Below are 26,704 nucleotides of genomic sequence, written 5' to 3'. Positions count from 1 at the left end.
TGGTCGCCGGCGCTACCCTGCTGGCGCCCTGGGCCGCGCGGGGCGGTGGCGGCGACAGCGACAGCCGTACGGACGCGGCGGGCCGGGCGGGCGCGCTGCCCGACCGGGTCGGCGGCGCGGCCCCGACCCGGATCGGCGCGGGAGCGGATGACGCGGGAGCGGTCCCCGCACCCGACCCGGCGGACGGCCACCGCTTCTCGCAGTGGGCGGGGCCCGGCTGTACGACCGGTACCTACCGGGAGCACGGCCGCTTCGAGAAGGGCGACGCGGGCTGGTACACGGTCGAGGCGGGCGGTTTCACCGGTGACGGGTGCGACGGCCGGTTCAGCGCCGTGCCCATGTCGGGCGCCCCGACCGAGGACGCGGGCTCCACGGCGACCTGGTCCTGGCGGCCGGGCGAGGGTTTCCGGACCTGCGCGCTGACCGTCTTCGTCCCCGACAGCGGCCGCGCCCGGGACGCCGCCGGGGCCCCGACCGTCTACCGCGTGCTCTCCGACCCGGACGACCCGGACTCCGCGTACACCGGTTTCACGGTGCTCCAGACCGAGCACCGGGGAATCGCGGTCCCGGTGGGCGACTACCCGGTCAAGGGGGACGTCTTCGCCGTACAGCTCATCGACCGGGGCCGGGACTGGGGCGACGCGGACCGGGTCGGGGCGCACCACGGGTCGGGGCAGATGAGGGCGGCCTGCCGCTGAGCCGGGCTGAGCTGTGCTGGGATGGGCTCGGCTGTGCTGAGCTGTGCCGCTGAGCGTGCCCTATCGCGTTTCGGCTCGTACGAAGGCGCGGTCGTGCGGCGAGAGGGCTGCGGCGGGTCCGGCCGCCCGCAGTACGGTGTCCAGGGCCCGGTCGCGGTCGGCGTCGTAACATCCGCTCGCCCAGGCCGCGTTGGCCTCGACCACGGCCCACCGGCCCTCGTCGTCCCGGCCGACGTCGACGACGACGGCGGAGGGCAGGGAACCCCCGGCGGCCGCGAGGACGTCCCGCCCGAAGGCGAGCGCGTCGGCGTCGGCGGGGCCGAGCCGCAGCCTGCCGCCCTCGGCGTACCGACCGGCCGTGTGGACGGCCCCGTCGAGCAGATGGAGCCGGTACTCGGCGGCGAACGCCAGCACGTCGCTCACCAGCACCACGGTCGCCGGGTCCACGGCATCGGGTCCGGGCAGCCGACTCCCGTCCGCGTAAACGAGCGCGGAAATGCTCTTGTCGTTGGGCGACTTGACGAACGCGGGGCGCCGCAGCCGGTACGCCTCGCGGATGGGTACCGCCCGGATCTCGCGCAGGGTCAGCGCACGGGGGAGCCGGGCGAGCCAGTCAGCGGGGGCTTCCAGGAGGGCGATCCCGAGCGCGGGGGCCACGGTGTCGGCGAAGGAGGGCCCGGCGTGCAGATGGACGGCACGCTCTGTCCCCTGTCCTGTTCCCTGCCCTGTTTCCCCTCCCGTCCCCTGTTCCGTCTCCGGTTGCCCCGCCAGCTCCTCGGGGACCGCGAACCGGGGGCACTCCAGGACCCGCAGCCCGCGCCGGAGCGCCGTGTCGCGCAATGCCCGCGCGGAGGCGGTGAGCCGGGGTGGAAGGACGAAGGTGCGCGGTAGGTCGTTCACGGTCGCCGATCCTCCCGTACGGACGGGGGAGTGGCCCACCGGGTTTCCGGCGGACCGGGTTCTCGGGTTCCCCGGGCGCGGACCGAATCGTGTTGTGCGCGCCCGGAGCGGCTGGTTTCATCGACCGATGAGTCACATCACCACCGCACCGTCGCTCGTACGAGGCCTGATCGCCGCCCAGTTCCCGCAGTGGGCGGACCTGCCCGTGGAGGCCGTCGACGCGAGCGGGACCGCGAACGCGATCTACCGCCTGGGCGCCGACAAGTCCGTGCGGCTGCCCCGTACCGAAGGCGGCGCGGCCGACGTGGCGACGGAGCACCGTTGGCTGCCCCGGCTGGCCCCGCACCTGCCCTTCCCCGTTCCGGTCCCGCTGGCCCAGGGGGCCCCGGGCGAGGGTTTCCCCCGGGCGTGGTCGGTGTGCAGCTGGCTGGAGGGCGCCAACCCGCGCCCCGGGGACGGCTCTTCGACCTCGGAGCTGCTCGCGGCGGACCTGGCGGAGTTCGTGCGCGCCCTGCGCCGGATCGACCCCGCCGACGCCCCGCCCGCTTACCGCAGCGAAGCCCTGGCCTCCCGTGACGCTGAGACCCGCGAGGCGCTCGCGGCCCTGGACGGTGTCCTGGACGCGAAGGCCGTCGCCGCGGCCTGGGAAGAGGCGCTGGCCGCCCCCGCTTTCACGGACCGGCCCGTCTGGGTGCACGGGGACCTCCAGCCCGGCAACGTCCTGGTCGCGGACGGCCGCCTCACCGCGGTCATCGACTTCGACTGCCTGGGCCTGGCCGACCCGGCCGTCGACCTGATCGCGGCCTGGTACCTGCTGACCGCGGGTGCCAGGGAGACGTTCCGTACGGCGGTGGGCGCCGACGAGGCGACCTGGGCGCGGGGTCGCGGCTGGGCCCTGTCCATCGCGCTGATGGAGCTCGCGCATTACCGGAGGACGAACCCGGTGATGGCGGGGATCGCGGCGCACGTGATCGACGAGGTGCTTGCCGCGGGGCGCGGGAACCGCCGGGGGTGAGTCACAGTGACCGGAGGCACTGCTCACCCGCTTCCGTGATCCGCATGGCGTTGTTCGGGGCACGAGGTCACGTGCTCAGTGCGTGACAGCACGTCCGAGAGCGTGAGCAGGACGGCGGTCAACGGAGAAGGGCCAGGCGGGGCATGTGCCCTGACCTGGCCCTTCTTGGTGTTCGTGCTGGTGGAGAGTGTGCCCCCGGCAGGATTCGAACCTGCGGCACCCGCTTTAGGAGTGGGATCGAATCTCTGACGGGTGGTGCTTGGCTGTGCCGCGTGGTGCTCTTCTGCCTGGTCAGCGCCGCGCGGCATGACCGGCCATCCGGCTCAAGACGGCTCCTGCTACGCCGTCCGCTCACGCGCCGCTCACGCATTGGGCGGCCGTGGGACGCCCAGCGGCGGACATGCTGTGGCGCCGAAGACTGACTTCTCCCGTGGGTGTACCGGGGTGAGTAGCCATCCTCCCAAGCCAGCCCATGTCACTAACATCAATGTTACTAACTGTGGTGTTAGTGTTCACGAGGGGGCTAGGTGACACCTTGGAAGGCGGAGACATGGCGGATTTCGTGGGCAGGCGGCACGAGCTCGAGACGCTGGATCGCGAGCTGGGCAAGGTGACGGCCGGGGTCGGTGGGGAGCGGCCCGGGCGGTGCGTGATGCTTCGAGGACGCCGCCGGGTGGGTAAGTCGCGGTTGGTGGAGCGGTTCGCCGAGAGGTCCGGTGCGCCGTTCCTCTTCTATGCCGCCACAGGGGCGTCGCCGGGGGCGGACCTGGAGCGGCTCAGCCAGGATGCGCAGTCATCCAGCCTTCCGCTGGCGAATCTGCTGTCCGCGGCCCGCCCGGCGAGTTGGGATGCCGCCTTCGATGTACTGGCGGCGGCGCTGCCGCACGACCGGGCGAGCGTGGTGGTCATGGACGAGGTGCCCTATTTGATGGATGCGGAGGGCGCCTTCGAAGGCATGCTTCAGCGGGCCTGGGACCGAGTGCTGGAGACGAAGCCGGTTCTGCTGGTTCTCATCGGCTCCGACCTGTCGATGATGGAGGCGCTGAACAGCTATGGACGCCCGTTCCACCAGCGCGGACGGGAGATGGTGCTGGGTCCGCTCAACCCGGCGGAGGTGGGCGAGATGCTCGGCCTCGATCCTGCCTCGGCCTTCGACGCGGCCTTGATCACCGGTGGACTGCCTCTGATCTGCGCAGAGTGGACGCACGGCGCCGGGATGTGGGAGTTCCTGCACGCGGCACTCAGTGATCCGGTCTCGGCCTTGCTGGTCTCGGCGGAGCGCTCGCTCGCTGCAGAGTTCCCCCAGCAGGTGCAAGCCCGCACTGTCCTCTCGGCGATCGGCAGCGGTGAACGAACGTTCTCCAATATCGCCCGCGCCGCCGGCGGGATCGGGGCGACCCCGCTACAGCGGTCGCTGGGAATCCTCGCGGACAAGCGGGTGATCGCGGCGGAGCTTCCCGTGTCCACGCGGCCTTCGAAGGATCGTCGCTACCGGGTCGCGGATCCCTACCTCCGCTTCTGGCTGAAGCTCCTGGGTCCGGCGATGGAGGAGATCGAGCGGGGCCGGGGTGACCTGACGCTGCGGCGCATCCGCGAAAACTGGACCAGCTGGCGTGGCAGGGCCGTTGAGCCTTTGGTGCGTGAGGCGCTGGCACGGCTGCTGCCCGACGCGAACCTCCCCGCCGCCCCCGCCATCGGCGGTTACTGGACCCGTACCAACGATGTGGAGATCGACGTCGTGGGAGCGGACCGCGCGCCAATCGCCAAGGAGTTGTTCTTCGTCGGCTCGGTGAAGTGGCTGGAGAACTCCCCATTCGACCGGCACGATCTCGCGGCGCTGCACCGACACCGCGCCGCGCTCACGCCTGCTCCCGTGCCTGTGATCGCTGTCTCGCGCAGCGGGACCGACTGCGCGGGGCTCGACGCTGCGTACGGCCCGGCGGAACTCCTCGCGGCGTGGTCCTCCTGAGCGCGCCGGGATGCATGTTGGTGTCGGGGCGTACGGCCTGTCGGCCGAACTCGGGTCGGCCGAGCCTCTCGCCCCGATACGCGATCTTGCCTTGGTAAGTCCGCCTGGACGCAACAGGGGACTGGACGCAACAGAGAAGCAGAGGTGCACCAGGGTGTCGGTCGCCTGCGCGGGCCGAGCCGCCTCGACCAGGTCCACCGCGACCTCGGCACCGTGCCGACAACCTCGCCGAGGGCGTCCTTCCGCTCACGCAAACGGCCCCGGACGGGGAGTCCGAGGCCGAATAGAACGCCTCCCTGGGGAGAAACCCCAGGTCAGAGCGTAATGCGTTGTGCCCCCGGCAGGATTCGAACCTGCGACACCCGCTTTAGGAGAGCGGTGCTCTATCCCCTGAGCTACGAAGGCGGGGAGACGCTGTGCGTCCGCAGGACAGCCTAGCGGATATTGCATCGCCGCTGGTAGGAGATGTGTTGTCGCAGGTCAGGGCGGGTGCTTCCGTGCTCCCGCAGGGTGGTGGGGGTCGTGTGGGCCAGCCCTGCCGGGCTCTATCCACCCCGATCCTTCCTCGCCTTTCCCCGGTCTTCCTTGGCATTCTGTCCCCCCACTGTCCCCCCACTGTCCCCCCACGTACCCCCGCGCCCAAGGGGAGTAGTGCCGTGGCTACCAAGGTCCGGAGGGGCGCCAAATGCGCTGGTGAGGAGCCCCAACGTGATCCGGTGACCGCCGCAAAACCTTCGCGATCCATGGTGGGAGGAGCCAGGCTGGGGAGGCCGGCGGCGTGCCCGGTGTACGGGATCACGGCCGCTTCCGTGAGGGTTTAGGAGGGCAGGACCATCCGCTGTGTGGCGATGTCCCACCGGCATGTGCGGTAGAGCCGGATGTAGTCGTGCATGGCTTCGGGGTCGTCGGCGTTGCACGGTTCGTGGTGGCCGTTGGGGGTGGGGCGGCAGTACCAGCCGTATTCCTCGCACTCCTCTTGTCCGGGGTGCTTGCCTGTCCACACCGTGTGGCAGGTGGCGTGGCAGCGGGTGCGTTGGCGGCCGGTGAGGGCGCAGCGGGCGAGGGTGCAGTGGTCGGCGTGGAGTTGGCCGGGGTGGGCTGAGCATGTGGGGCAGGTGCTGGTGAGGGTGGCTGGCGGGTGGGTGAGGCTGCCGAGCCACAGTTGTTTGAGTGCGCGGTCGAGGTGGTGGGGGTTGGCGACGGAGTGGAGGTTGAGGGTTCGGTGGAGGAGTTCGAGTAGGAGGGGGGTGGGGAGCTGGCCGGTTGCCCAGTGGAGGGTGAGTCCGCGTGTGGGGTGTCGGGTGATCCAGTTGGTTCGGAGCCGTGTCGAGGCGGTGACGGGTATGGGTCGAATAGTTGTGTTGTGCGTGATGTGTCGTGCGTTCTTTTCGAGCCAGGTTTCTACGGTGGCGCGGTAGAAGCGGGCGAGCATGCGTCCGGTTTTGTGGAGGTCTGTGCGGAGTGTGCGGCGTAGGTGGAGTGTGCTGCCGGTTGCGTGGACGGGGCTGGTGTCGGGGCACTGGTCGGCGCACAGGTGGAGGGGCTTGTTGTGGCCCAGGACGGTGAAGGGTGTGCCTTCGCTGAGGTGCTTGATCGGGTTGGTCGGGGCGGCTTCGGCGTGCTGGGTGAGCTGCCTGTAGATCCACGAGCGGCGTCGGTGGACGAGCTCGATGGCCTGGGTGTCGGTGGTGTCGTGGGGGCCGCGGACGGTGATGTCTCCGGCGGCTGTGACGTCGAGGTCGAGTGTGCTGCGGCTGCTGGTTCGGAGGGTGGTGGTGCCGATGGGGATGGTGCGGCTGTTATAGGTCACTGGATTCAGCCCCCTTTTGTCGACCGTTGAGTAAATTCTGCTATGCATGAGAGTGTGGGGTTCGTCCGGGGCGAACTCGGGCTACGTCGTGCCGCTCGCTCGCCGTCCGGCCTCCAGCTCTGCGGCGAGTTTGCGCCGGGCCTCCCGCAGCTTGGCGCGTGCGTCCCGCAGCGCGTCCTGTGTGCTCCTCAGCCGGTCGGCTTGCCGCTCCTCCAGATCCTTCAGGCGAAGTACCTGGCGCTCGTAGTGGGCCGCTCGCTCGGCATGGATCTGTGTCGAGGGGCGGCGCTGGCGCTGCTGGCCGTCCTTCCTGGCGCGCTGCCAGCTGCCTCGGTCCTTGGCGAGCTGGAGTCGCGCGAAGTCCAGGAACTCCTCGCGAGGAACCCACTTGACTCGCCTCGCGCCGAGCCCGGTCAGCAGTGCGAGCTTCGGGAAGTTGCGGTGTCTGGCCGCCCAGTTGCTGACGGCGGAGCGTGTCACCCCGACGAGGGCGGCGCCGGCGGCGAGGTTGATCAGTTCGTCCTCGCGGCCCTGGAACTCGGGCCGAAGCCAGGTCACTGCCTCATTGCTGGTGGTCTCGTGGCTGCTGTGCTGGTCGTTCATGTTGTCTCCCGCAGGTGGGGCGGGGGCGGTCGGCTCCCGGCTGACCGCCCCCGCAGTGGTGGAGGATCAGGCGGCAGCCTGCTCGTCCTGTTCCTTCTGCGCCTCTTCGTCCCGCGAGCCCTCCAGGGGCTTCCCGGTCCGCTCGTGTCCGAGGGCCAGGACCTCGTCCTCGATGTCGCTGAGCGCGTACCCCTGCACCTTGAGGAAGGTCAGCCACGCGACGGTGCTGGAGTCGGGGTGCTGCCACATGCCGTCATGCATGGCTTCTGACTCGTAGGTGGCGGCGACTTGGGCGAGGAGCAGCCGCCAGCGGCGGGTCTTTCCTGTCCTGGCGATCAGCGGGGCGAACGGGTTCTGGACGCGGTTCCAGCGGTCAGGCGCATCTTCGTTCGGGTCATCGATCTTGAGGAAGGCGGAGACGAGATCCGTGCTGTGCCGGGATACGTAGCGTGCGTACATGGTGGAGGTGCCGGTGATCGTGTTGAGGATCAGTGCCCAGGTGGCCGGTGATGCGTCTCCGGTGGTTTCGCACATGTCGGCGATGAACTCCTGCCGTACAGTCCGGGCAGCGCGCCACGCCTTGTTGTAGCGGATGGTGCGGCGGCGGGCTTCCTTCTCGGCCTCGGACATGCCCGACGGTGAGACTGTGCTGCTGGCGGCGTTCAGCTCGTGGCGGTTCTTCTTCCAGTCCGCGCACAGCCAGATGATTTCGGGTTCGCTGGGGTGCAGGGCGGCGGCGTGGCCGGGGCAGCGGGTGTGGGTGTCGGGCGTCATGGGCTTGCCCAGTTCAGTGAGCAGGTCCGTGAGCGGCCGGGCGGGGGTGTCGCGCCAGCTGTGTTCGATCAGCGTGATTCCGGCTGCGGTGATGTCGGCTTTCAGCGCGAGGCGCTTGGCCTGGTCCTCCTTCTTCTGGCGAAGGTCGTTCATGGCGTGGGCCCAGTGGCCGCGCTTGTCGTTGTTCTCGCGCAGGTCGCGGCTCTTGGCGCGTTCCAGTGTCCAGCGGGCGTTGTTGAGGTGCTGCACCTCTTGGTAGTCGGCCAGTTCGATCAGGTCGAAGTCGGCTGCTACGGCTTCACGCAGGGCGGTGTCGTCGAGCTGTGCGGCTCGTTCGGCGGCTGTCAGTTCTTCGCGGCTCAGACCGAGTGCGCGGGCGTGCCTGTCCTTCGTGGCTGTGGGGAGTTCCATGAGGGAGAGCTGTCGCGCGGCTTCGATGTAGTCGCGGTGGTGGGGGTCGGTGCGGTGCTTGTTCTCTATGACTGACAGGGCGAGGGCTTCGTCATCGACGCCGCGCAGGTCGTCGCGGATCAGGGCGGGAACGAGTGTGTAGGGGCGGCCCTCGGCCTTGGCCTTGTCTGCGGCGATGATGGCCGCCTTGTTGCGGCGCTGGCCGAAGATGATGCCGAGTCGGCCTTCGTTGTCGCCGGTCTGGGGGCGCAGGAGGAGGAGGCTCTGTACGCCGACCTCTTCCACGGAGGCGATGAGGTCGGCGTCCGGCTCGGTGCCGTCGTCCTGTCCCTTCTCGTGGTGGCGGCGGTGGTTGTACGGGTCGATGACGAGGTCGTAGGGGTCCACCCAGGCGAAGCGCCCGGTGAACGCGGGCTGGGCGTGGGCGATGGCCTCGGACATGGCCTGGTCGGCCTCGGCGGTGATGGTGGTGGGCATGGGGGTGTCTCCTTCGAGGGTGGGCGGGCAGCTGGGTGTGCTGCCCGCCCACGGGGGTTGGGTGTTCAGGCCGACGCGGTGGCGGTGCGTTTGGTCGCGGGCTTGCGCTTGGTGCTGGCGGCCGCCCGCTTGCGCGGGGTGGTTGCCGTCTTCTTTGACGGCGTCTTTGTGGCCTTGCGGCGTGCGGGCTTCTGTTCCGTCGGTGCCGGGGCGTCGCTTGCGGGCTTGCCGTCGTCGGGCGACGTGGCGGGCTGCGGGGCGGGCGTGGCCGGGTGGGTGTCGTCGGTGTCGGGGGCCGGCGGGGGGATCGGGGCGCCAGCCCGGTTGAGCTTGGGGCGGTGGTCGTGGAAGGCGGGCATGAGGCGCAGGTTCACGGTGTTGAGGAGCGTGTCCAGCGGGTCCTCGGCGTTCACGAAGTGGGCTCCGGCGTTGTACGTCTGCTGCTTGGGGTGCTCGGCGTAGGTCTGGGCCGCGATGCCGTCCCACAGCAGGCGGATTCCGATGGCGCGGCCGTCGGTGTGGGTGAGTCGGATGGTGCGCTCGTCGGTGGGGGTGTCGTCGTCCTTGGCCCAGCCGTCTCCGAGTGCGGCAGCTATCGGGTCGGCCAGCAGGTACAGGTCGATCAGCGACAGGCGCGGCGTGGTCTCGGTGATCGCCTCGTCCTGGTCGGTGTTGGGGGCGGCAGCCGTGGCGGTGGTGGTCATGGTGTGCTCCAAGAGGTGTGGCAGGTAGCCGGGGTGGTGTGTGTGGCGGTGTCAGCGGGTGGGGCTGGCGTGCGGGCAGGTGACGAGGTTGCGGAGCTGTGCCGCGATGTCGTCGGGCAGGCTGACCATGTGGCCGTCGTCGGTGTATCCGATGAGCAGCACGGGGCCGTGGAAGGTGTGGGGGAGGGTCTGGGCGATGGTGTGTATTGCGTGCGCTGCGTGGGAGTTGACCGGCTGGTGGTTGCGGATGAGGGGGGCGAGGGCGACGACGGCGGTGGTGCCGGGGCGGTCGATGTAGTCGACCGCTTCGGCTGAGCCGAGCAGCGCGCGTTGGCGAACAGGAACGTGCGCGGGGAGATTTCGCGGCGTGCTGCCAGGACGAGCAGCGATGTGCTCTGCACGCCTCCGCCGTAGCTGACGACGTTCACGCCGCTGTCGCCCCCTCGAAGAGGCGCTGCGTCTGCCGGACGGCGGCGACGATGCGCGCGCAGCCGACGACACTGTCCCGGTGCTCGAATACGGCGCGTGCCTCGCGCATGGCGTCCTTGACGGCGTTCGGGTTCGCCAGGGAGTTGTCGCAGGCGACGGTGACGCGGGGCCCCAGGTCCCACACGATCGCGTTGACGGCCGCGCAGGCGGCTGCGATCGGATCGATGTCGACCATCGACCACTGGAAGTCGTGGGGGTCAAGGCCTCGGTGACGGATCGACTGGGCGGCCGAGCGGATGAGCCCTCCCGTGCCGCTTGCCGGGTCGTGAATGTGCTCCCCGGCCTTCGGGGGCTTTACCGTGTTGGCCAATTCGGCCGACAGGCCATGGACCACGGCTTCGGCCATGGCGTCAGCGACCGGTGCCGGCGTGTGGTATTCGCCCAGGCCCTGCTGTGCGCCGTGCGACCGCGTCATCATGATCAGCGGGGACAGGACGTCGGTCTCCGACCGGCGGTAGGGGTCTGCGTGCCCCGTCAGGGTCAGCAGGCCCCGCTTGAGTGCGGTCTCGGTGACGCGGCGGATCAGGTGCAGGTGCTGGTCGTCCACGTCGTCGTTCAGCCACTCGTGCAGGATTCGGGCGCGGTCGATCAAGTCGGGCCGCTGTATCCACTGCACCGACCAGATCTCGCGGTACATGCTGAGCAGTTGGCGAGGCTGCTGCGTCAGGATCTGTTGCGCCAGGTCGGGGCCGTTGCTGTCCTTCTGCCGCACCAGTGTCAGCGCGGCTACCAGGCCGATGGGCCTCTCGATGCGGTGGCTTCCGTGCTGCTTGAACCAGGCGGCGGCCACGTCCTCCGCGATGGTCATGGCGCGACGGTGCACCCCTTCCGACGGGTGCGGCATGCTGGCCCGTTGCGGCTGCGGGCCGGGTCCGACGGCTTGGCGAGCCCGAGGGGCCGGGGTGGTGGCGCGCGGTGCGGCGGTGAAGGTGTCGGGCACGGCGGGCTTGGGTGGTGCGGTCTCGGCGGTGAGGCTGTCGAACAGGTCAAGTTGCTCGGTCATGCGATGCCCTCTCGGGGGGTGTGGAAAGCGGTCCGGCCCGCCCCTGGCGATGGGGGCGGGCCGGTAACAGGAACAACCTGTTAACTAAATTGTACTATGTATGAGGGTGGGGTCAACTGCGGAACGTGACGGGAAGTTAGCCGTGGTCCACCCACAGCAGACCGTGCGGCGTCTGATGCAGGGTGCTCATCGCGCCGTGCCGGATGTCGGCTCGCACCATCTCCCAGTTCACGCGCCCGAACTGGTCGCGGTACGGCGCCAGGTCCCAGCCCGCACCGTGCAACGCGGCAGCTGCCATGACATCGGAGAGTGACACCCCGAACCCGATGGTCCTGTCTTCGATGGTCCGGCGCCAGTGAGGGAAGTCGTTGGCCCAGCCCTCATCCGGGGCGCTCCGCAGTTCTCGGAGCGCGGCCCAGTCGACGGCGCGGCGCCGGCACACGGTGGGCGGGGTGAACACCGCGTCCGTGATCACCTCGGGCGTCACGATGTCGCGCCCGCGGCCGTACGTGACGACGCCGTGCAGTCGCCGGGCGAAGGTCCGGATGTCGTCGCGGGTCTGGTTCAGGTGGTGCGAGGGGATGGTGTAGCGCCAACGCTGCCCGGATGCTGGGGAGTCGAAAGTGACCTGCCAGGCGTTGCGGCGAACATGCGGGGCGTGCAGCGGGATCATGATCTGCTCCTAGATGTGGGATTCAGGGCCGTGAGGGGTCGAGCTCGGAGACTGCGCGGGCGCGAGCGGCAGTGGCGGGGCAGGGGCCCAAGAGGCGGTGAAGTCCGGTAGCGAGGCGGGTCGTGTCGTTCCGCAGGTGGGAGCTGGTGATCGCGTCGATCACGGACGCGGCGTCAGCTGGGGTCGTGGGGTGCTGGACGCGGCAGCGGCATGAGGTGCTGGAGCTGGCGGCCAGCGCCGCCAGAAGGCGGGCATGCTCGCTGATCGGCGCGCACTTGTTGTGGCGCTTCAGGGGGCGGGCGCGCCGCAGGTGGCTGTAGAACCGCTGCCCGGTCCACCCGCACAGCAGGCACCGAACCGTCCACAGCACGTCACTGCCCGGGTAGCCCGTGACCGGGGCCCAGCCGAGTTCATCGATGCGGGCAAGGGCGAGCGTGGCCGAGATCAGGTTGCGGGGCTTGAGCGGGAGTCCGTCCAGGTAGGTGCCGCCCGGTCCGGCCGTGTCGTTGTTGTTCATGAGTCCTCTGTGTGGGGTGGCGGGTGGGCGGGTGAACCTCCCACCCACCCGCTACCTAAAATCTGCTATGCATAAGGGTGTGGGTGATCACTGAAGCCCCGCGCTGGCCTACGAGGCCGCCGCCTCCGGCAGCTCCTCTGTCTGGGCGGGCTCGATGGCGCAGACGATGCCCCTGCCTGGGGAGCCGGTCCATCGGCCCCGGAAGGTGTAGCCGCGCTCGTCCAGCAGCTCGCGCACCAGGGCCAGCAGTGGAGGCGACCACACCGACCCGGTGAACTCCACCCCCTCCGGAGCGGTGATCGTCTCCGGCGCGTGATCCTTGTGGGGCTGGCTGCGCCCGTTGAGCCACGTCAGCGTCGCCTCGGTCGCATCCCACCGACAGTCCACACGCACCCGCTTGGGGATCTTCGGATCGCTGCGACGCCGCGTCTTGGGCTTGGACGCCTGCGCCTCGCGGAGCTCACTGGCCGGGGCCGCTTCGGATGCCTCCCGCGCCGCCTTCAGTCCCGGCACCCGCTTGTCGGCGAGCCAGGCGCGCATCGCCTCGCCGGGACACCGCCCCTGTACCTTCGTGTAGTCGACTGTGTGCGTGCCGACCAGGCCATCCTCACTCGCGTCTTCCATGGTCATCACCTGCTTCGGCGCGAGCCTCAGATTCCAGGCGATCGACAGCGTCTTGGGGTTCACCCTGGCCACCTCGTACCAGGAGCCGAGGACGAAAGCGAAGTCGCCGCGCACGAAGTCGCCGGGCTCCCACAGCTTCACACCGCGGGCCTTGGCCTCCTCGATGACCTGCTCCCAGTGGGCGATCTCGTCCTTCAGGTCGAGGACGTTGTTCGCGTGGCGCTCGGCGGAGTCCCACCCCTTCTCGACCGCGGTGGCGTGGTATCGCTCCTGCTCCCGCAGCTCGGCACGCAGCTTCTCCAGGCGCCGCAGCGTGCGCTGCGGGTCGTTGCGGTGCTGCTCGTACCGTCCGGCGGCTTCGGCGCGGTTCTGCCAGTAGTCGGCGCGCTTGGCGTCGGAGATCGACCGGCGCATGTTCGTGTCGATGCGTGCAGCATCGCGGCGGGCACGGCCCTCGCTGTGGTGGCCGACGAGTATCGGCTGTCCGAAGGGAATGCCGTCAGCGATCTGCTTCGCTGCCGCGTGTGCCGTGTTCGAGGAGGTGGCCGCGTTGTCGGCGTAGCCCTCGAACCGTTCAGCGCGGGCCTCCGCGCGTTCGGTCCGGTCGGCTTCGGCTTCGGTGAAGCTCCGGCGTACCTCTTCGTTCACGGTGACGGTCACCTCGAAGTCGGCGCCCCGCAGCCGCTTGGCCAGCAGGTCTATCGAGTACCGGTCTGCCTGCTTGTCCCGGCTGTGCGGCAGGTACCAGCAGCCCAGGTGGCGCGACCACTTGAACGCCAGTCGGCCGTAGCTTCCGTAGTCCCGCTTCTTCAGCTGGTCCGCCGAGGCGTCGCCGCGGCGGGTGCCGTGCACCAGCGTGCCTTCGGCTCGTGTGTGGATGATCTCGATGGTCATCGGGTCTCGCTTTCGTCGGGCATCGCGTAGGACAGGCGCGGCGCGGTGTGCCAGCCGCCGTAGATCTCCTGGGCGATGCGGTGTTCGGTGGCCAGCTCGTGCCAGGTGCCCGAGGTGTGGCTTCGCTGGCGGATGATCTGGAAGTCGATGGGGCGGCCGTTAGCGTCAGACACGAAGTCGTCTTCGCCGCGCAGCCAGACGCGGTCCCCGGGGTTCACCGGGCCTTCTGCTTTCGGGCTCTGGCGGTGGAGGTGCTGCCCCCTGCCGCGTTGAGGAGCCGGGCCGCGTTGGTGAGCGTCTTGGCCTCGGTGTAACGCCCCAGGTTGTTGAGGGCGCAGACCTCGAACATCACCGCCCAGTGGCAGGGCGGGATGGTGTCCTCGAACTCCTCCAGCGTCAGCGTTCGCTGGGCTGCCGGGCGTAGGCGCCAGGCTCGGCGCACTATCTGGTCCATGGTGGCCGTGGCCTGGGTGATCTGCTGGGCGCTCAGGCCCAGGTTCTCGATGATGTCGCCTGCCGTGAGCAGCGGCAGGCGTTTGTGCAGCGCGGTCAAAGCGGTTTCTCTCCAAGAGGTTTGCGGGGTGGGCCCGCCAGCCGGGCACCTGGTCCGGTGCCGGCTGGCGGGAGTTCAGTGGGCAGCCCAGCCGAAGATCAGCCAGCCGCGTTGACCGTCGTCGGTGACGACCGGCAAGGCACCGGCCGGGCCGCGTGGAGCGTCGATGCGGCTGTCCGCCTGGTCGATCAGCTCGTTCGCACGGGCTACGGCCCTGGTCTCGGTTCGGGGGGCTTCGTCGATCAGCGTCACGCTGTCCTTCTCGTACACGGAGCCCGAGTAGCCGCCGGTGCCGTACTCGTGAGCGGCGTCGGCGCGTGCTTGCTCGAACGCCCCGTTCAGGTCTGCGCCGACAGCGACGGTGTGGAACACAAGTGCGCCCATGGGATTGCCTTCCTGCGAAGTGAGGGTGTGCACCAGCTGCCCGGCCCGCCCTCAACGGAGCGGGCCGGAGGAGCGGTGTGTCAGTGGATGCGGACGCGGCAGGTGTGCATCACGCGCGGCCTTCGCGGTCGCAGGTGCCGCGGAGCCTGAGCGGCTGCGGTCTCATCGGCGAGCCGAACGGCGTCGACGGCGTGCTCAAGGAATCCGTCGCGGATGGCCGGGGAGAGCCCGTGCCCCCATGCCTCCATTGCGTCCATGTCGTAGGGGTTGAGGCCGAGGGCGGTGGCGTGGCCTTCCCATGACTCCACGAGGTAGTGGGCGGCGAGTGCCAGTGCGGTGTCGGCCTGCTCTTCGGTGAGGCCGTGGGTGATGGCGACGGTCAGCGCGGCCAGCGGGTCGGGGAGCTGCGTGGTCATCGTGCGGTCCTTTGGGTTGCTGTTCGGGGTTCCCCCCTCCTGATATCTAAATTCTACTATGTCTAGGGGGGGTGTCAAATGTTGTTTTCGCAGGTCAAAGCCGCGATGGCGGCTACTCCTCCGGTGTGTCAGCCGTCAGGTACACGCCGTCGTCGGCCATGCTCGCGATCAGCGCATCGGCAAGGTGCACGCAGGCGATCGCGTGCATCTGCGGGAGGTTGTCCCGCAGCGCCGCGATCAGCGCGAGGCGCGGATCTGTCACGCCGCCACCACCGCAGTGGGCTTGCTCCTGCGGCGGGTGCGGATCGTGGCGGCCCCGGCCTTCCGTGTGTCCGCCCGCTGTGCGGTGACCCGGCAGTCACCGCACAGCGGCTCTCCTACGCGCCGATGCCCCGCTACGCCGCTGCTCGTGCCGCAGATTCCCGCTCGGGACGGCAGCTTGCGCAGCCGGGGCGCACCCTCCGCCACCGCGACCGGTGTTCCGTCGATCCATAGCCGCCCGGCGCACACGCCATCGAAGCCGACGTCCGGCCGGACGCGGTCGTAGCACGCGACGATGAACGGGCAGGACTCCACGCATGCCTGCATCAGCGGCGCCGAGGCCTCCATGAGGCGGTCGGGCGCACCGAGTTGGCCGTCGGATGGAACGTAGCCGTCCGCGCCAGCGCACGGTGCGCTGCTGACCCATCCGGCGTTGGCGGTCGGGGTGATCACGAAGTCTCCTCAGCGTGTGGAGTGAACGGTCGGGTCAGAAGAGCGACAGGTGCGGTCTCGCCGGCGGCAGGATCGCGTCCAGCGCAAACGCGGCCCGCAGGGCGCGCTCGGCGCGCTCTCGCGACCAGTCGGCGTAGAACAGGTCCCGCCACAGCTCGGGAGTCCGGTACGGGAGCGGGCACGGGATGAACGCGGCGTCGTGTGCGGCCTGAGCCTCCACGGCCTGCCGCAGTGCCCCGTACCGCACGGGTGTCAGCCGGTCCCTGATGACGGTGTGAACGTCACTGCCCCACGACAGGAACCCTGAGCGCACGCCATCGTGTGCGTCGATCTCGTAGCGGAACCCGCCGACGGTGGGGGTGAAGCAGGCAGAACGCCCCGGCTCGGGCTCGCCGGGCAGGCGGCGAACGGTCACCGTCGGGCCGCCCGCGGGGAACCGCAGCGCACCCCAGGTGGTGCGCTGCCGGTCCCCTGGGCAGTCGATGAACTCCAGCAGGTGGGCGGGGGTCAGGTAGTCGCGTACGGCCATCCGCCGGTCATCGTCGTTCAACTGCACTGCCGCGCCCCGGCTGTGGAGTGGGGGCAGGTGCGCGTCGATCGTGACCGCGAGCGGTGACAGGCTCACGTCTCCGCGCGGGTCGCAGCACAGGTCCCTCGGGGTGCTGTCGTAGATGTGGCAGCGCCACCGCGGGGCCGCATCGTCTTCCGAAACGTGCGTGATGTGCCAGCCCATGACCATCTCCCGCTGGAGCGGCAGCGCGTCCTGGCAGGCGACGACGATGACCGAGCCATCCGAGGTGAACGCGCACACCGCCAGGCCGCCCCAGGTCTCGATGTAGGGATGCAGCCCAAGGGCTTCGAGTGCGGCGACGACATCGCCGTACACGGCCAGGGCGTCTAGTTCCTTGGGGCCGTAGTCGGCGCGGCGGGCTGCTGCTTCGGCGGCGGGGTCAAAGGCATTCACGAGAACTCCAGTCTCTTTTATTTGATGCGGCCTATTACTGCGGCTGGGTGCAGATCACGGTGTCCTGTGTCAGGCGTATCCGCATCTCGTATCCGGCGCCCAGTTGGGTGCGCAGTTGCTGAGTGATCGCGTCGAGGGGGGTCCGCAGCGCGGGGGACAGCTCGGTCAGTACTAGTCCGACCGCGGGCGGCCCGTCGGCGCGATGCTCCGTCACGGAGGTCAGGGCCCAGCCTCCCGTCGGAAGCTGCTGCGTGCGCAGCGTATAGGAGTCGACGTGCGCACGAATCGTGGCGGTCCGGCGTGTGAGGTGCACGTCGAAGGCGTCGATGTTGTGCAGGAGGGCAGCGAGGGTGACCGGGGGGATGCTGGCCCGGCCTCCTGTGATGAGGCTGGCTGTCATTGGCGAATCTCCAAGAGGTGTTCGAGCGGGCCCCTCCCGCTCGTAGCTAAATTCTACCTTGTCTATTCGGGGGTGCCGAATCCCCCGCAGCACTGCGGATCATTCTTATCAGGTGTGGCCTATTTTCTGCGACGTGCTACACGCTCACCAGAACCACCGCCGTCCCTGCGTGCCGCCCGAATCTCAGCAAGCCGCTGCTGCGCCAACTCCGACAACCCCTCACCACCCGGCCGGCGACGCACCTCCGTCAGCAACGCTTCGTTCCGCTGCCGCTCCCGCTCCTTGAACTGCTCCCTCTCTGCCCGTTTCTCCTCCTCCCGCTGCGCCCTCGGACTCGTACCGCACGCGCGGCAGGACCGGCCCGGCCTGTCCGGATGCGCCGAGCATCCCCCAGGCTGTCCGGGCGGTGCGGGTGCCTGCTGCGGGGCTACGCCCGGCTCCCCCGCGGCGCCAGCCGTGGGGGTAGGGGGGTTCTGGTGTGAATACTGGCTCTGGTTACTACCTATATCGCCTGACCCGCCTGCCCCCGGTGCTCCGACCCCTGGCGAACCGACGCCTGAAAACCCGTCTTCGGGGGCGCCGTCCGCCTCCTTTGACTGCGGTGCCGTCCGTCGAGCAAGCCGACGAGCCTCCTGCTGTGCGTACTCCTCCGCCGCCCACTCCTGCGCCGTGTCATACACCTCCGTCACCTTCGTCAACTGCCCATTCGGGTGCCGCTCGGTGATCACCCGGTAGTACCCCAGCGCCTTCAGCTCCTTTACCGCCTCCCGCACCGCGTCCCGCCCTTCCCTGCCCGCCCTCGCGATCGACTCCGTACGAACCGTCCACGAGTCCGGCTTCGCCACGAGGTAGGCCAGGATGCCCCGGGCGCGGAACGACAGCCGGGAATCCTCCAAGGTCGCAGTGGGCAGCACGGTGAATCCGGTGCTGAGGTGGCGGCGCAGAATCGTCACGAGGAAGCCCCTCCAGGGCGCTCAGAGTGTTGAGGAAGCAGGCAAGGGGAAAGCGGCCCCACGAGACGAAGCGAGGCCGCCACAACGGCAATCAGGGGCGACTGGGTGCGCGAGTGACGCTGATGGAGCGCGCGGTGGTCTGTCCTGCGGCCTTCCGCAGCGGAACAGCCATCCCCGCCCTGCGCAGGGTGTTCACCATCCCCGGCACGTCCGGGACCATCGGCACAGTCAGGTCCGCGTTCTCGAACATGTCCACCATGGCCTGCACGTCGGGTTCTTCCTTGTCGTTGCCGCCCGACCAGCCCAGCTTGTTCTCCCCGTAGACCCCGGCCGGGGAATCGTCCAGCATCGCCCGGACCTTCTTCTTCACCTGGCTGCTCACCCGGTACCGCTCGTGGGCGCGCACGTACACCGCCAGCGCCTTCTCCCGGTCCGCGTCGTCGTGCACGAGGATGGTCTGAGCGGGCTTACCGGGCGCCACACCAGGCCAGCAGTGCTTCACGAACGGGCAGTTGTCACACACCGGGGAGAGGCCAGGGCCGTCGAAGTCGCGGCGCAGCTCCTCCACCGACTCGGCATCCACAACGCGCTCCACCCACCAGCGGGCCTCGAACGACGACCACTCATCGAACGGGAACTCCTGGATGTGCTCCTCGCCCGTGTCCCGGCACACGAAGCGGAACCGGATGCGCTGAACGTCGATCGGCCCCAGGCGGTGCAGATACCGCTGACCGGGCATGTCGGAGAACCCCACCGTGGACAGCAGGCCCGCGTACAGCAGAACCTGCCGCATCTCCGCAGCAGTCGGCCCGTACCGCAGCACCCTGTCCCACACGCGGGCGCTCTTGGTCTTCACGTCCTCCACCGTCACCACCTCGGCGGGCTCCACCGGACGGTGCCGCTTCGGCAGCCGGGAGGCCGTGGCCGCGTCGAGCTGCACCACATCGACGTGCCCGCGGATCAGGTCGTCCGCGACGGTGCGCTCCACCAGCCAGTTGTACTCGCGGCGTGCGTCCTCCAGCAGCCCGCGGTGAATGTAGGTGCCGAGGATCGCGGCCCGCTTGTCTCCTTCGTTGCTGCGCTCCGCGCCGGCCAGGGTGTACCCGGCCCGGCGTGAGCAGATGGTGTCCGACGCCCCCAGGCGGGTCTGGAGCGAGCGGGGCCTACGGGCATCCGCTGCGTGGGCAGCGTCCCAGATCGAGACTGTTCGGGCGTCACGGACAGGTGCTGTGGTCATGTGCCATCTCCAAGAGGGCGTGCCGGGGCCCGGCCTGTCGCGCAGGCCCCAGCACGGAGGGAAGGGAAGGTCTGATCAGGCGGCGCTGAACTCGTCGCCCTGGGCGGGCTCGTCCGGCCGCTCGGCGTTCTCGTCCTGCTGCACGGCCGCGCGTAGGCGGGCAACGTCGCTGGTGGGGTCGGACAGCTGCTCCGGCTTCCTCAGCTCGGTCGCCTTCCGTTCGATCGCGGCCCGCACGACCCGAACCTCTTCACGCGACAGTGACTCGTCGCCCTCGACCGTCCGCCACAGCTTCTTCAGCTCCTCCACGCCGTCCTTCGCCGCGTCATCGACCTTCGGCAGCCACGCCTGCGCAAGGTCCCCGGTGAGCTCCGGCGTCGCCTTGGGCTGGTTGTGGATGGAGCAGCCCATCAGCCCGAACACCAGCTTCTCGATGCTGAAGTCCGCCGGGACGGTCATCGGCTTGCCCTCGCGGGGGACCTGGAAGTTCAGCGAGCGCGCCCCGACGATCTGTGTCGGCTCGTCGCGCCGCATCCGCACCCATACCGTGGCGTCGTAGGCGAGGCTCTTGTGCCCCTGCACCCGCCAGTCCTTCGTCTTGGGGATCGGGTCCCCGTTCTCGTCCAGGGCGCTGATCTCCTTGCCTCGGGCCAGGAGCAGCACGATGCCCGGCATGGTGCGCACCAGGTACATGACCTTGTCCCACCGCTCCGTGGCGTCGTTCCACAGGTTCATCGTCGGCTTGATCTCGGCGTCCGGGTCCTGGCGGAGCTTGCGCTGGCCCTGGTTCGAGCGCCGGGCCCGGTCGTTGGTCCAGTTCACGAGCATCCGCCACAGCAGAGACACCGAGTCGATGACCAGCACCACGGGGGGTTCCTTCGCGGCAGCGGCACGCTTCGCCTCCGCGTGCACGGCTTCGAGTTGCCCGAGGATGTCTCGGTAGGAGCCGTTGTGCTCGACGATTTCGTAGTCGGCGCCGGGCACGCCGGCGTACTCGTCGGCGGTGTCCTCCCCGAGCTCCAGCCAGTACGCCTGGCCTGTCTGGTCGCAGCCGGTGAACTCGGCGGCCACGTAGGACTTCCCGGCCTTCTCCTCGCCTTCGATGAGGACCTTCGGCCAGGGCACGACGCCGGTGGGCTTGCGTGTGCGCAGCTTCGGCACGGCTTGTGCGGACATGTGCATCTCCAAGAGGTATCTAAGGCAGCTATATGCAGCGGCCTATTTCACGCGCTGCGAAGACCGCGCGTCTCGAACAGGGGTGACCACTCAGGGTGCAGCTCAAGCAGGGTGCGGACGTAGCGAGACCGGAAGTCGTTGTTCAGCTTCCAGGGTTCGCCATGCGTTGCCCGCCCGTACTGCCAGCGCAGCACCTCGAAGAGCATCCCGATCCCGACCCGCTTGAGGCCGCGATCGACACAGTCGGCGGTCAGGGCCTCCAGCTGATCCAGAATCCAAGGGTTGAGCTGGTGGAATGCCTCGAACCGCTCCTGGATGCTCAGCCTGGCGCCGAGCGGTCCCGGGTGCCGCAAGGGTGCGATGGGCAGCTCCAGCTGGACGGAATCCATTACCTCCCCCTCCTGTCGATACATTGCGGCCTATTTTGCGGCACGAAGGCGGCCTCATCAACCGCACTCCCTTTCTTGTATCTAAATTCTACTATGTTAGAGGGGGGTGTCAACTCGCCTACCGCTCCAGAAGTGCCCTACGACTGCTGCTGGGACGCCGACTTGCCGCGCTTGGCGATGAACGACCCCGGCCCCTCGTACCGGCCCTCCCGCAGCGCCTCCACCACGTCCGGGTTCAGCACCCACGTGGCCCGACGACTCTTCGCCATCGTCGCCTCGGCTGCCTCCAGCACCGTGCTCAGCAGCCACACCCGAGAGTCCGACAGAACGTAGTCCGCATCGGGGAGCATGCCGGTATCACGCTGCACGGCCTGACCAACCGCCACCTCCGTCACGCCGAACAACTCCCCGTACTCCTTCGCCCCGACCAGGGGAGGCAGCTCACCCTTCTTCATGGGACGGACCCCTGCCCCCTGCTCATGCTCCAGCCTCTCCAGGGCGCCCACGTCCAACTGCCGGCCACGACTGCCCGGCGGCAAGGCGAGATCCACAACGAAGCCACCCGGCCAGAACGGCTTCCCCGACACGATCGCCGCGTCCTCGTACGAAAGAATCCCCTGCGGAACCCATCGGTCACTGACCGCAGTCGGCGCGATGATATAGATCCTCGCGATCTCCTTGCGGCCCAACAGCAGCGGCTTCGCCATGGCAGTGCTCCCTCTCCCGAATAGGGGTAGCAGAATACCGGTAAGGCGTGGTGTGTGCCCCCGGGGGCGTCTCACAGGCACTGTTACGCTGGGTGGGCACTTTCCAAGAGGTGTAGCAAGGCCCCTGAACGTTTCGCTCAGGGGCCTTCGCTGTCAGCGCGGGCGGCAACCAGGCGGCGTACAACGCCCGTGGTTCGTGAACCGCACCATGCCGTTGAAGTTGGGCACGTCGGTCGATCATCCTTCGTGGACGACACGGGCGACTCGCTCTGCCACTGCACTTGCCGTCGCCGCCGCTTCCAGAAGCTTCCGCTTCGGCTCTGACGGCATGCTGCCATGCCCGAGGCCGGCGCTTGAGACGGCCTCGGACAACAGGCGATGGTCTCTCCCGCTCATCCGCTCGGAGCAGATCGTGTGAGCCAGTGCTTCCCGCGCAACGTATCCGTCACCGGAGTTCACTGCGTCGTGCACGAGGCGGCGAGCGATCTCGGCGCGAGCGGTGCCTGAGCAGAGGTCGAGCACGGTGAGCCCGATGCGCGTGCGGAACACGATCAGCTCGGGGTCCGCTTCAAGGCGCAAGTACTCCGCCGCAGCTTTCGGAGCCGCCTTTGCCGATGGCTCTTGGGCCGTCGTGCGACACAGCAGTGCGAGGCACGCGGCAACGGGCTGCTCCCACGGTTCGTCCAGCGTGCTCTCTTCCAGAGTGCGCTGTGCCATCGCTGGGTCGCCCCCGAGGCAGAGCGACACGATCGCTACCTGGCGGCCGTCGAGGAGTCGGCGACCAATTCCCTTGTGCTGTACGACGTGTTCCCGCGCGCGCACCCACTGGTTGGCGGCGACGAGTGCACGTGTGCCGTCGCCCAGCAGCACCGTCCAAAGCCACTGACAGACCGTCCGCCTGTCCTCGGCGGTCGTGATCATGCCTCGGAACGAAACTGCACGGCCGTCGATGACGGCGTCCGTCTGCTGTCTCACCGCCTGGTTCAGGGTGTCGAGCAGCCGGTAGGCGCCTTCCCCATGGCCATTTCGGATGTTCAGGCGGGCAAGGTTGACGAGGGGTTCCAGGGCGTACCGGGCTGCCTGCGCGCCCAGAGGCCGGGCGCGCAGGTAGATGTCCGCGTGGCGCCAGCACAGGTCACGGGCCAGGTCGGGTAACCCGCAGTCGCTTGCGATCAAGGCTGCCCGGTTCAGTGCCGCAGCACTGGTGCCGAGGTCGCCGTTTCGCTCCGCTGCCCGAGCGAGATCGTGAATCTCCCGCACCCTCTCGACCAGCGGCAGGCAGACAGGTCGCGGCCGGGGCACCAACGGGAATCGCCGCGCTATCTGGCTGGCGTCCACCTCACTGCCACTCGATGATCATGCGGTTCAGCGGGTTGTCGAAGGCGAAGCGGCCGGTCGCGGCCGGGGGCGGCGTGGTGTCGAGGGACTGGATCTCGAACACCACATCGCGCCCCCGGAAGTCGCGGTCCCACACACGGATCTGTTCTGCGACTCGGTCTGCCAGCGATACGGCGTCGGGGCCGTGACCGATGACACCGAACTCGTACAGCGTGGCGCCGTCGGGTGCCTTCTCGGTAGCGGTGCGGCGGGTCAGGTACGTGAGCGTGCCGCCCTCGAAGGTCGCGGTCGAGCTGGCGTACGGGGCGGTGACCACGCCGCGGTCGATGGCCTCTCGCGTAGCGGGCATCCGGCTGAGCCCGTTCGGCATAGCGCAGGTCAGCCACAGTTCCATCCACTCGGCGGACTCTGGCCCGCGGAAGTTCACGCCGGTCCACACCTCGGTGCGCGTCTGCGTGAGCGCGCCGGCCAGGGCCTCGGCGTCCACGGCCTGGTCGCCGTTGGTCACGAGGGTCACCGAGCCGTCGTCCGTCAGCTTCACGAAGCGTCGCGCGTCGTCCGCGATGCCCTGCCTGAGCGGCATGAAGGTGTTCATCTCGGAGCCGATGCTCCGCCAGGCTCCACCCTCAGCCTGCTCGAAAGCGATCGAGCGCGAGACGCTGCCGCGGAGGCGGAGCGGGGTGAGGAGTCGTCCGCCGGGGGCGAGTTGGTCGAGCCAGGCGTGCGGCACACCGTGGGCACCGACGGTGGCAACGATGCGGTCGTAGGGCGCGTTGTCGGCGTGGCCGAGCGCACCATCCCCGAGGACCACCTCAACGTTGTCGATGTTCGCGGCGACGAGCCCGGCGCGGGCACCTTCAACGAGGTCGTCGTCCACGTCGATCGTCGTCACATGCCCCTTGTCCCCGACAAGGTAGCCGAGAAGTCCGGCGTTGAAACCGGTGCCAGCCCCGAGTTCGAGCACCCGGTGTCCCGGCTCGACGTCGAGCTGTTCGAGCATCTTGCCGACGATGTCGGGCTGGGAGGCACAGCTGATGGACGTGCCGCTCTCGTCGTACTTGATGTTGACCGGAGCATTCCCGTACGCCTTCTCCAACGGGGCATCGGGGACGAAGACGTGTCGCGACACCGAACGCATGGCGTCCTCCACGCGGGGGGTGCGGACCGAGCCGCTCTCGACCAGGCGGTCAACGAGCTGGGCGCGGAGACGGTCGGCGTCGTTGACTTCGATGGTGTCACTGTTCACGTCGCTGACCGTAGTGGTCGGAGGAGCTGCACACGTTCGTCTTGCGACGTGGCGGAGTTCGACGTTGGGGTTCAAGCCGCGGAGTGAGCTGACCTGTACTGGCTTGACGTCCCTGTGTCCCTGCGTTGTCTGGGAGGTGACTCGGAGCGTCAGTTCGCGAAGCTGGCGGCCGGTGGCGGCGATGTCGTATCGGCGTGCGTTGTGGAGAGCCGCCTTGGTGAGGGCCTTGCGCCAGCGGAAGTCACGGCCCATCTCGTCTAGGGCCACGGCCAGCGAGCGCGGGTCGCCCGAGGTATAGGGAACGCCAGTGTTCCCGAGGACTTCCCTCACACCGGCAAGATCGGAGTGGGCAACTGGAAGGCCATGGGCCTGGGCCTCGATGAGGACGAGCCCGAAAGCCTCCAGGCCCCTGGTTGTGAAGATGAAGGCGTCGAAGTTCGGCAGACGGCGCCACAGTTCGGCGCGGGGCAGGAACGGCTCGAACTGAACCCGATCCTGGAGCCCGAGTTCGACGGCCCGCTGTTCCAGGTAGTCCCGCAGAGTTCCTTCGCCGATCACGGTCAAGTGGTGGGCCTCGTTGGCGCAAGCCAGGGCTTCGATGGCGGTGATCGTGGATTTGTTGTCGTCCAGACGACCGGCGTGCACGAGGGACAGCGGTCCGGTTCTGGGAGGCGGTTGATCGCGTACGCGGGCATCGCTCAGACGGATGCCCCACGGGATGACGGTGAGCCGATCGGTGAATCGGCGTCCGGTGAGAAGGTCGATGCGGTTGGCGAGGGCGGCGGTCGGGGCCACGATCGCCGTGCTTGCGGCGGCGACTTCGTGCAGGGTTTCGCGTTCCCGCTCGTTGCGCTCGGCTGCCATCACCTCGGGGCCGTGGGCGATGGAGATGATCGGGATGCTGTCGGCGGTTCGGGTGAAGGCCAGGCTGAGCGCGAAACCGAGGTACTGGGCGTGGATGGCATGGGGCCGGGTCCTCTCGATGTGCGTCCCGACCTCACGGGTCAGCTCCTCGACGTAGGGGTCGAAGTCCGGGCCTTGGGGTCGTTTGGGCGTGGAGAGGGGGATCAGCTGATCGAACGCGGCACTCCATGCCGGATCGACCGGTTCTCTGCCGAGGAAGGTCGTGTGGGTCTCGGGCATTGCGCGGTAGAGGTCGCTGGCGAGGATCATGCTCCCGGACGAGGGCTCGGAGGTGCGGTTGATGCCGGTCAGGATGTGCAGGGGCTTGGCGGTCATGCAGGTACCCCGCTCATGGGTGGCCGTTGGGTGGGGATCGGTGATCGGGCGACCGGGGCCGGCTCGACTCGTGACTCGTCGGTGGAGCTGCGCGTCTCGCGCTGGCGAGGAGGTGCCCACCATGACGCAAGGTGCGGGGTGAGGGCGGCGTCGATCTCCTGGTCCGGGTGCAGGTAGCCCTTGCTGTCTCGTCGTGCTGTCCATACTCGGACTGTCGATCGGGGGTAGGCGGGATTGATCCCTATCTCTCCCTTGGGGGTGACTCCGTTGAACGGGGTGGGGATTCCTTCGTTGTTCCAGTAGTCCCATGCTTCAAGGGCCTTGGCTTTCTCGAAGCAGTGGTACAGCTGGGGGTAGCGGGGCATGTACCGGATCTCGCGGAAGATCATCTGGCCGATCAGTCCGGGCGCGGATTTCCGGAGCGTGCTGAGATCAGTGCCCTGGAAGGTGAAGGATGCGGCGTCCTGGGACGGGTGCAGCGCGGTCCGGGTGAACAGGTGGGAGAGCCGTCGACGGACGTACTCGGAGGCTCCCGGGGCGAGAGCCGGTTCGATGCTTTCGATGAGCTGGACGAGTCGGTGATGGGGCGGGGTGAATCGGGCCAGGTCGAACAGCTGGTCCATGCCGTCCACGGCTGCAAAGGCGAGGCGTTTGTAGAGCCAGTTGTTCAGCTCTCCCGCCTGGGCGTAGGTCTTGGTCTCCGGAGTGGCGGAGTGGAGCATCAGGTACTCGGACAGCACCTCGAAGTACAGGTAGCCGAGGAACGGTACGCGGGGCACGGCGGCGGATAACTGGTCGATGAACTGGGGTGCCGCAGTGGCCTGGCCGGCGGCGTTGTGCAGGGCGACGTCGAGGAACGGCGCGGCGGCTCGAAGCCCGGCCAGCACGGTGCGGTTGAGCTGGTCGTGTTCGGCCGGGGTGAGGAAGCTCTCGTAGCGCAGGTAGGTACGCAGGTGGATGGGGCCGAGGTGCAGGTAGTCGACGCCCTTGGGCCGGATCGGGGCATCCGGGGCGACCTCGAAGATCATGGGAGTGGTGGCGGGCTTCGTCCGCATCAGGTAGGCGCCGAGGTTGTGGGGGCGCAGTCCCTCGCGCTCACTGGTGAGCTGCGAGCAGTACAGCGCCCCGACCAGGCAACCGGTGGAGACGTGCAACTGCCGACTGGTGCGGATGGCGTCGATGTCCCTGGTGACGTGCAGCAGGTACATCGGCCGTCCGCTGGCGAGCGCGGCGGCCATGGTGTTCTCCCGGATCAGCCAGCCGTTGGGGGCGGAGCCTTCCAGGTAGCGGCGCCAGTCGCTCTCGCTTTCTGCCAGCGACGCAGGAGAGCGGCGCTGCACCGGCATGGTGTAGTTCGTGTGGGCATGGTCCCATTCGTCGCGCAAGACAACTCCCGGGGGATGGAGGATCGGCGGCCGGTGAGGGGA

General features: G+C 68.8%; 27 protein-coding genes and 1 tRNA gene. 3 read left to right on the top strand and 25 right to left on the bottom strand.

Going from position 1 to position 26,704, the window contains the following annotated elements; translation table 11 throughout:
- Nucleotides 1-698, top strand: a 698-nt coding sequence (locus CIB93_RS14230; RefSeq protein WP_096627174.1) for an adhesin, incomplete at its 5' end; no start/stop codon positions are given.
- Nucleotides 699-758: 60 nt separating this feature from the next.
- On the opposite strand, the gene CIB93_RS14225 is transcribed toward CIB93_RS14230, so the two are convergent.
- Nucleotides 759-1,598, bottom strand: coding sequence for an ATP-grasp domain-containing protein (locus CIB93_RS14225; protein ID WP_096627173.1), 840 nt, complete (start codon nt 1,596-1,598; stop codon nt 759-761).
- A 127-nt stretch (nt 1,599-1,725) separates the two neighbouring features.
- Here CIB93_RS14225 and CIB93_RS14220 point away from each other — a divergent pair, with 127 nt between their 5' ends.
- Nucleotides 1,726-2,613, top strand: a complete 888-nt coding sequence (locus CIB93_RS14220) for an aminoglycoside phosphotransferase family protein (RefSeq protein ID WP_096627172.1) — start codon at nt 1,726-1,728, stop codon at nt 2,611-2,613.
- 550 nt (nt 2,614-3,163) lie between these two features.
- Complete coding sequence (locus CIB93_RS14215) at nt 3,164-4,582, top strand: ATP-binding protein (protein WP_096627171.1); 1,419 nt, start codon at nt 3,164-3,166, stop codon at nt 4,580-4,582.
- 332 nt (nt 4,583-4,914) lie between these two features.
- On the opposite strand, the gene CIB93_RS14210 is transcribed toward CIB93_RS14215, so the two are convergent.
- From CIB93_RS14210 to CIB93_RS14090, 24 genes are all read right to left on the bottom strand, one after another.
- Nucleotides 4,915-4,987 (bottom strand) — tRNA-Arg (locus CIB93_RS14210).
- Between the two features lie 412 nt (nt 4,988-5,399).
- A complete protein-coding gene (locus tag CIB93_RS14205) occupies nt 5,400-6,392 on the bottom strand; it encodes a YgjP-like metallopeptidase domain-containing protein (protein WP_179500104.1) in 993 nt (330 codons plus the stop codon).
- A gap of 81 nt (nt 6,393-6,473) precedes the next feature.
- The gene (locus CIB93_RS14200; RefSeq protein ID WP_096627169.1) at nt 6,474-6,995 is read right to left on the bottom strand and encodes a hypothetical protein; all 522 of its coding nucleotides are present in this window, start codon (nt 6,993-6,995) and stop codon (nt 6,474-6,476) included.
- Nucleotides 6,996-7,061: 66 nt separating this feature from the next.
- Entirely contained in the window at nt 7,062-8,657 is a 1,596-nt protein-coding gene (locus CIB93_RS14195; protein ID WP_096627168.1) for a ParB N-terminal domain-containing protein, read from the bottom strand.
- A gap of 65 nt (nt 8,658-8,722) precedes the next feature.
- The gene (locus CIB93_RS14190; protein WP_096627167.1) at nt 8,723-9,361 is read right to left on the bottom strand and encodes a hypothetical protein; all 639 of its coding nucleotides are present in this window, start codon (nt 9,359-9,361) and stop codon (nt 8,723-8,725) included.
- A gap of 424 nt (nt 9,362-9,785) precedes the next feature.
- Nucleotides 9,786-10,853, bottom strand: a complete 1,068-nt coding sequence (locus tag CIB93_RS14180; protein ID WP_096627165.1) for an N-6 DNA methylase — start codon at nt 10,851-10,853, stop codon at nt 9,786-9,788.
- A gap of 136 nt (nt 10,854-10,989) precedes the next feature.
- Nucleotides 10,990-11,526, bottom strand: coding sequence for a hypothetical protein (locus CIB93_RS14175; RefSeq protein ID WP_096627164.1), 537 nt, complete (start codon nt 11,524-11,526; stop codon nt 10,990-10,992).
- A gap of 22 nt (nt 11,527-11,548) precedes the next feature.
- Nucleotides 11,549-12,043: a hypothetical protein gene (locus CIB93_RS14170; RefSeq protein WP_096627163.1), complete on the bottom strand. Its 495-nt coding sequence runs from the start codon at nt 12,041-12,043 to the stop codon at nt 11,549-11,551.
- 108 nt (nt 12,044-12,151) lie between these two features.
- Nucleotides 12,152-13,561, bottom strand: a complete 1,410-nt coding sequence (locus tag CIB93_RS14165; protein WP_096627162.1) for a DUF3560 domain-containing protein — start codon at nt 13,559-13,561, stop codon at nt 12,152-12,154.
- A complete protein-coding gene (locus CIB93_RS37915; RefSeq protein ID WP_179500103.1) occupies nt 13,558-13,734 on the bottom strand; it encodes a hypothetical protein in 177 nt (58 codons plus the stop codon). The genes CIB93_RS14165 and CIB93_RS37915 overlap by 4 nt, the downstream gene beginning before the upstream one ends.
- Before the next feature lie 41 nt (nt 13,735-13,775).
- Nucleotides 13,776-14,114: a hypothetical protein gene (locus CIB93_RS14155; RefSeq protein WP_096627160.1), complete on the bottom strand. Its 339-nt coding sequence runs from the start codon at nt 14,112-14,114 to the stop codon at nt 13,776-13,778.
- A gap of 75 nt (nt 14,115-14,189) precedes the next feature.
- The gene (locus CIB93_RS14150; protein ID WP_096627159.1) at nt 14,190-14,498 is read right to left on the bottom strand and encodes a hypothetical protein; all 309 of its coding nucleotides are present in this window, start codon (nt 14,496-14,498) and stop codon (nt 14,190-14,192) included.
- An 80-nt stretch (nt 14,499-14,578) separates the two neighbouring features.
- A complete protein-coding gene (locus CIB93_RS14145) occupies nt 14,579-14,914 on the bottom strand; it encodes a hypothetical protein (protein ID WP_096627158.1) in 336 nt (111 codons plus the stop codon).
- 112 nt (nt 14,915-15,026) lie between these two features.
- A complete protein-coding gene (locus tag CIB93_RS37910; RefSeq protein WP_179500102.1) occupies nt 15,027-15,176 on the bottom strand; it encodes a hypothetical protein in 150 nt (49 codons plus the stop codon).
- The gene (locus CIB93_RS14140) at nt 15,173-15,628 is read right to left on the bottom strand and encodes a hypothetical protein (RefSeq protein WP_096627157.1); all 456 of its coding nucleotides are present in this window, start codon (nt 15,626-15,628) and stop codon (nt 15,173-15,175) included. The genes CIB93_RS37910 and CIB93_RS14140 overlap by 4 nt, the downstream gene beginning before the upstream one ends.
- A 34-nt stretch (nt 15,629-15,662) precedes the next feature.
- A complete protein-coding gene (locus CIB93_RS14135) occupies nt 15,663-16,592 on the bottom strand; it encodes a hypothetical protein (protein WP_143660043.1) in 930 nt (309 codons plus the stop codon).
- Between the two features lie 34 nt (nt 16,593-16,626).
- Nucleotides 16,627-16,992 (bottom strand): hypothetical protein, encoded by a 366-nt coding sequence (locus CIB93_RS14130; RefSeq protein WP_096627155.1) that lies wholly within the window; start codon nt 16,990-16,992, stop codon nt 16,627-16,629.
- Nucleotides 16,993-18,036: 1,044 nt separating this feature from the next.
- Nucleotides 18,037-19,182, bottom strand: a complete 1,146-nt coding sequence (locus tag CIB93_RS14120) for a hypothetical protein (protein ID WP_096627153.1) — start codon at nt 19,180-19,182, stop codon at nt 18,037-18,039.
- A 75-nt stretch (nt 19,183-19,257) separates the two neighbouring features.
- The gene (locus tag CIB93_RS14115; protein WP_179500101.1) at nt 19,258-20,358 is read right to left on the bottom strand and encodes an AAA family ATPase; all 1,101 of its coding nucleotides are present in this window, start codon (nt 20,356-20,358) and stop codon (nt 19,258-19,260) included.
- 47 nt (nt 20,359-20,405) lie between these two features.
- A complete protein-coding gene (locus CIB93_RS14110) occupies nt 20,406-20,747 on the bottom strand; it encodes a hypothetical protein (RefSeq protein WP_096627151.1) in 342 nt (113 codons plus the stop codon).
- A gap of 137 nt (nt 20,748-20,884) precedes the next feature.
- Complete coding sequence (locus tag CIB93_RS14105) at nt 20,885-21,454, bottom strand: hypothetical protein (RefSeq protein WP_096627150.1); 570 nt, start codon at nt 21,452-21,454, stop codon at nt 20,885-20,887.
- A gap of 237 nt (nt 21,455-21,691) precedes the next feature.
- The gene (locus CIB93_RS14100; RefSeq protein ID WP_096627149.1) at nt 21,692-22,792 is read right to left on the bottom strand and encodes a hypothetical protein; all 1,101 of its coding nucleotides are present in this window, start codon (nt 22,790-22,792) and stop codon (nt 21,692-21,694) included.
- A 1-nt stretch (nt 22,793) separates the two neighbouring features.
- Entirely contained in the window at nt 22,794-25,277 is a 2,484-nt protein-coding gene (fxlM, locus tag CIB93_RS38850) for a methyltransferase, FxLD system (protein WP_257002181.1), read from the bottom strand.
- Complete coding sequence (locus tag CIB93_RS14090) at nt 25,274-26,662, bottom strand: hypothetical protein (protein ID WP_096627148.1); 1,389 nt, start codon at nt 26,660-26,662, stop codon at nt 25,274-25,276. The genes fxlM and CIB93_RS14090 overlap by 4 nt, the downstream gene beginning before the upstream one ends.
- Nucleotides 26,663-26,704 lie beyond the last annotated feature (42 nt).

Origin of the sequence: Streptomyces sp. WZ.A104, assembly GCF_002382885.1 — a bacterium.
In the GTDB taxonomy this organism is placed as follows: domain Bacteria; phylum Actinomycetota; class Actinomycetes; order Streptomycetales; family Streptomycetaceae; genus Streptomyces.
The sequence above is the reverse complement of the archived record's forward strand: the minus strand, read 5'-3'. Positions and strand labels throughout refer to the sequence as shown.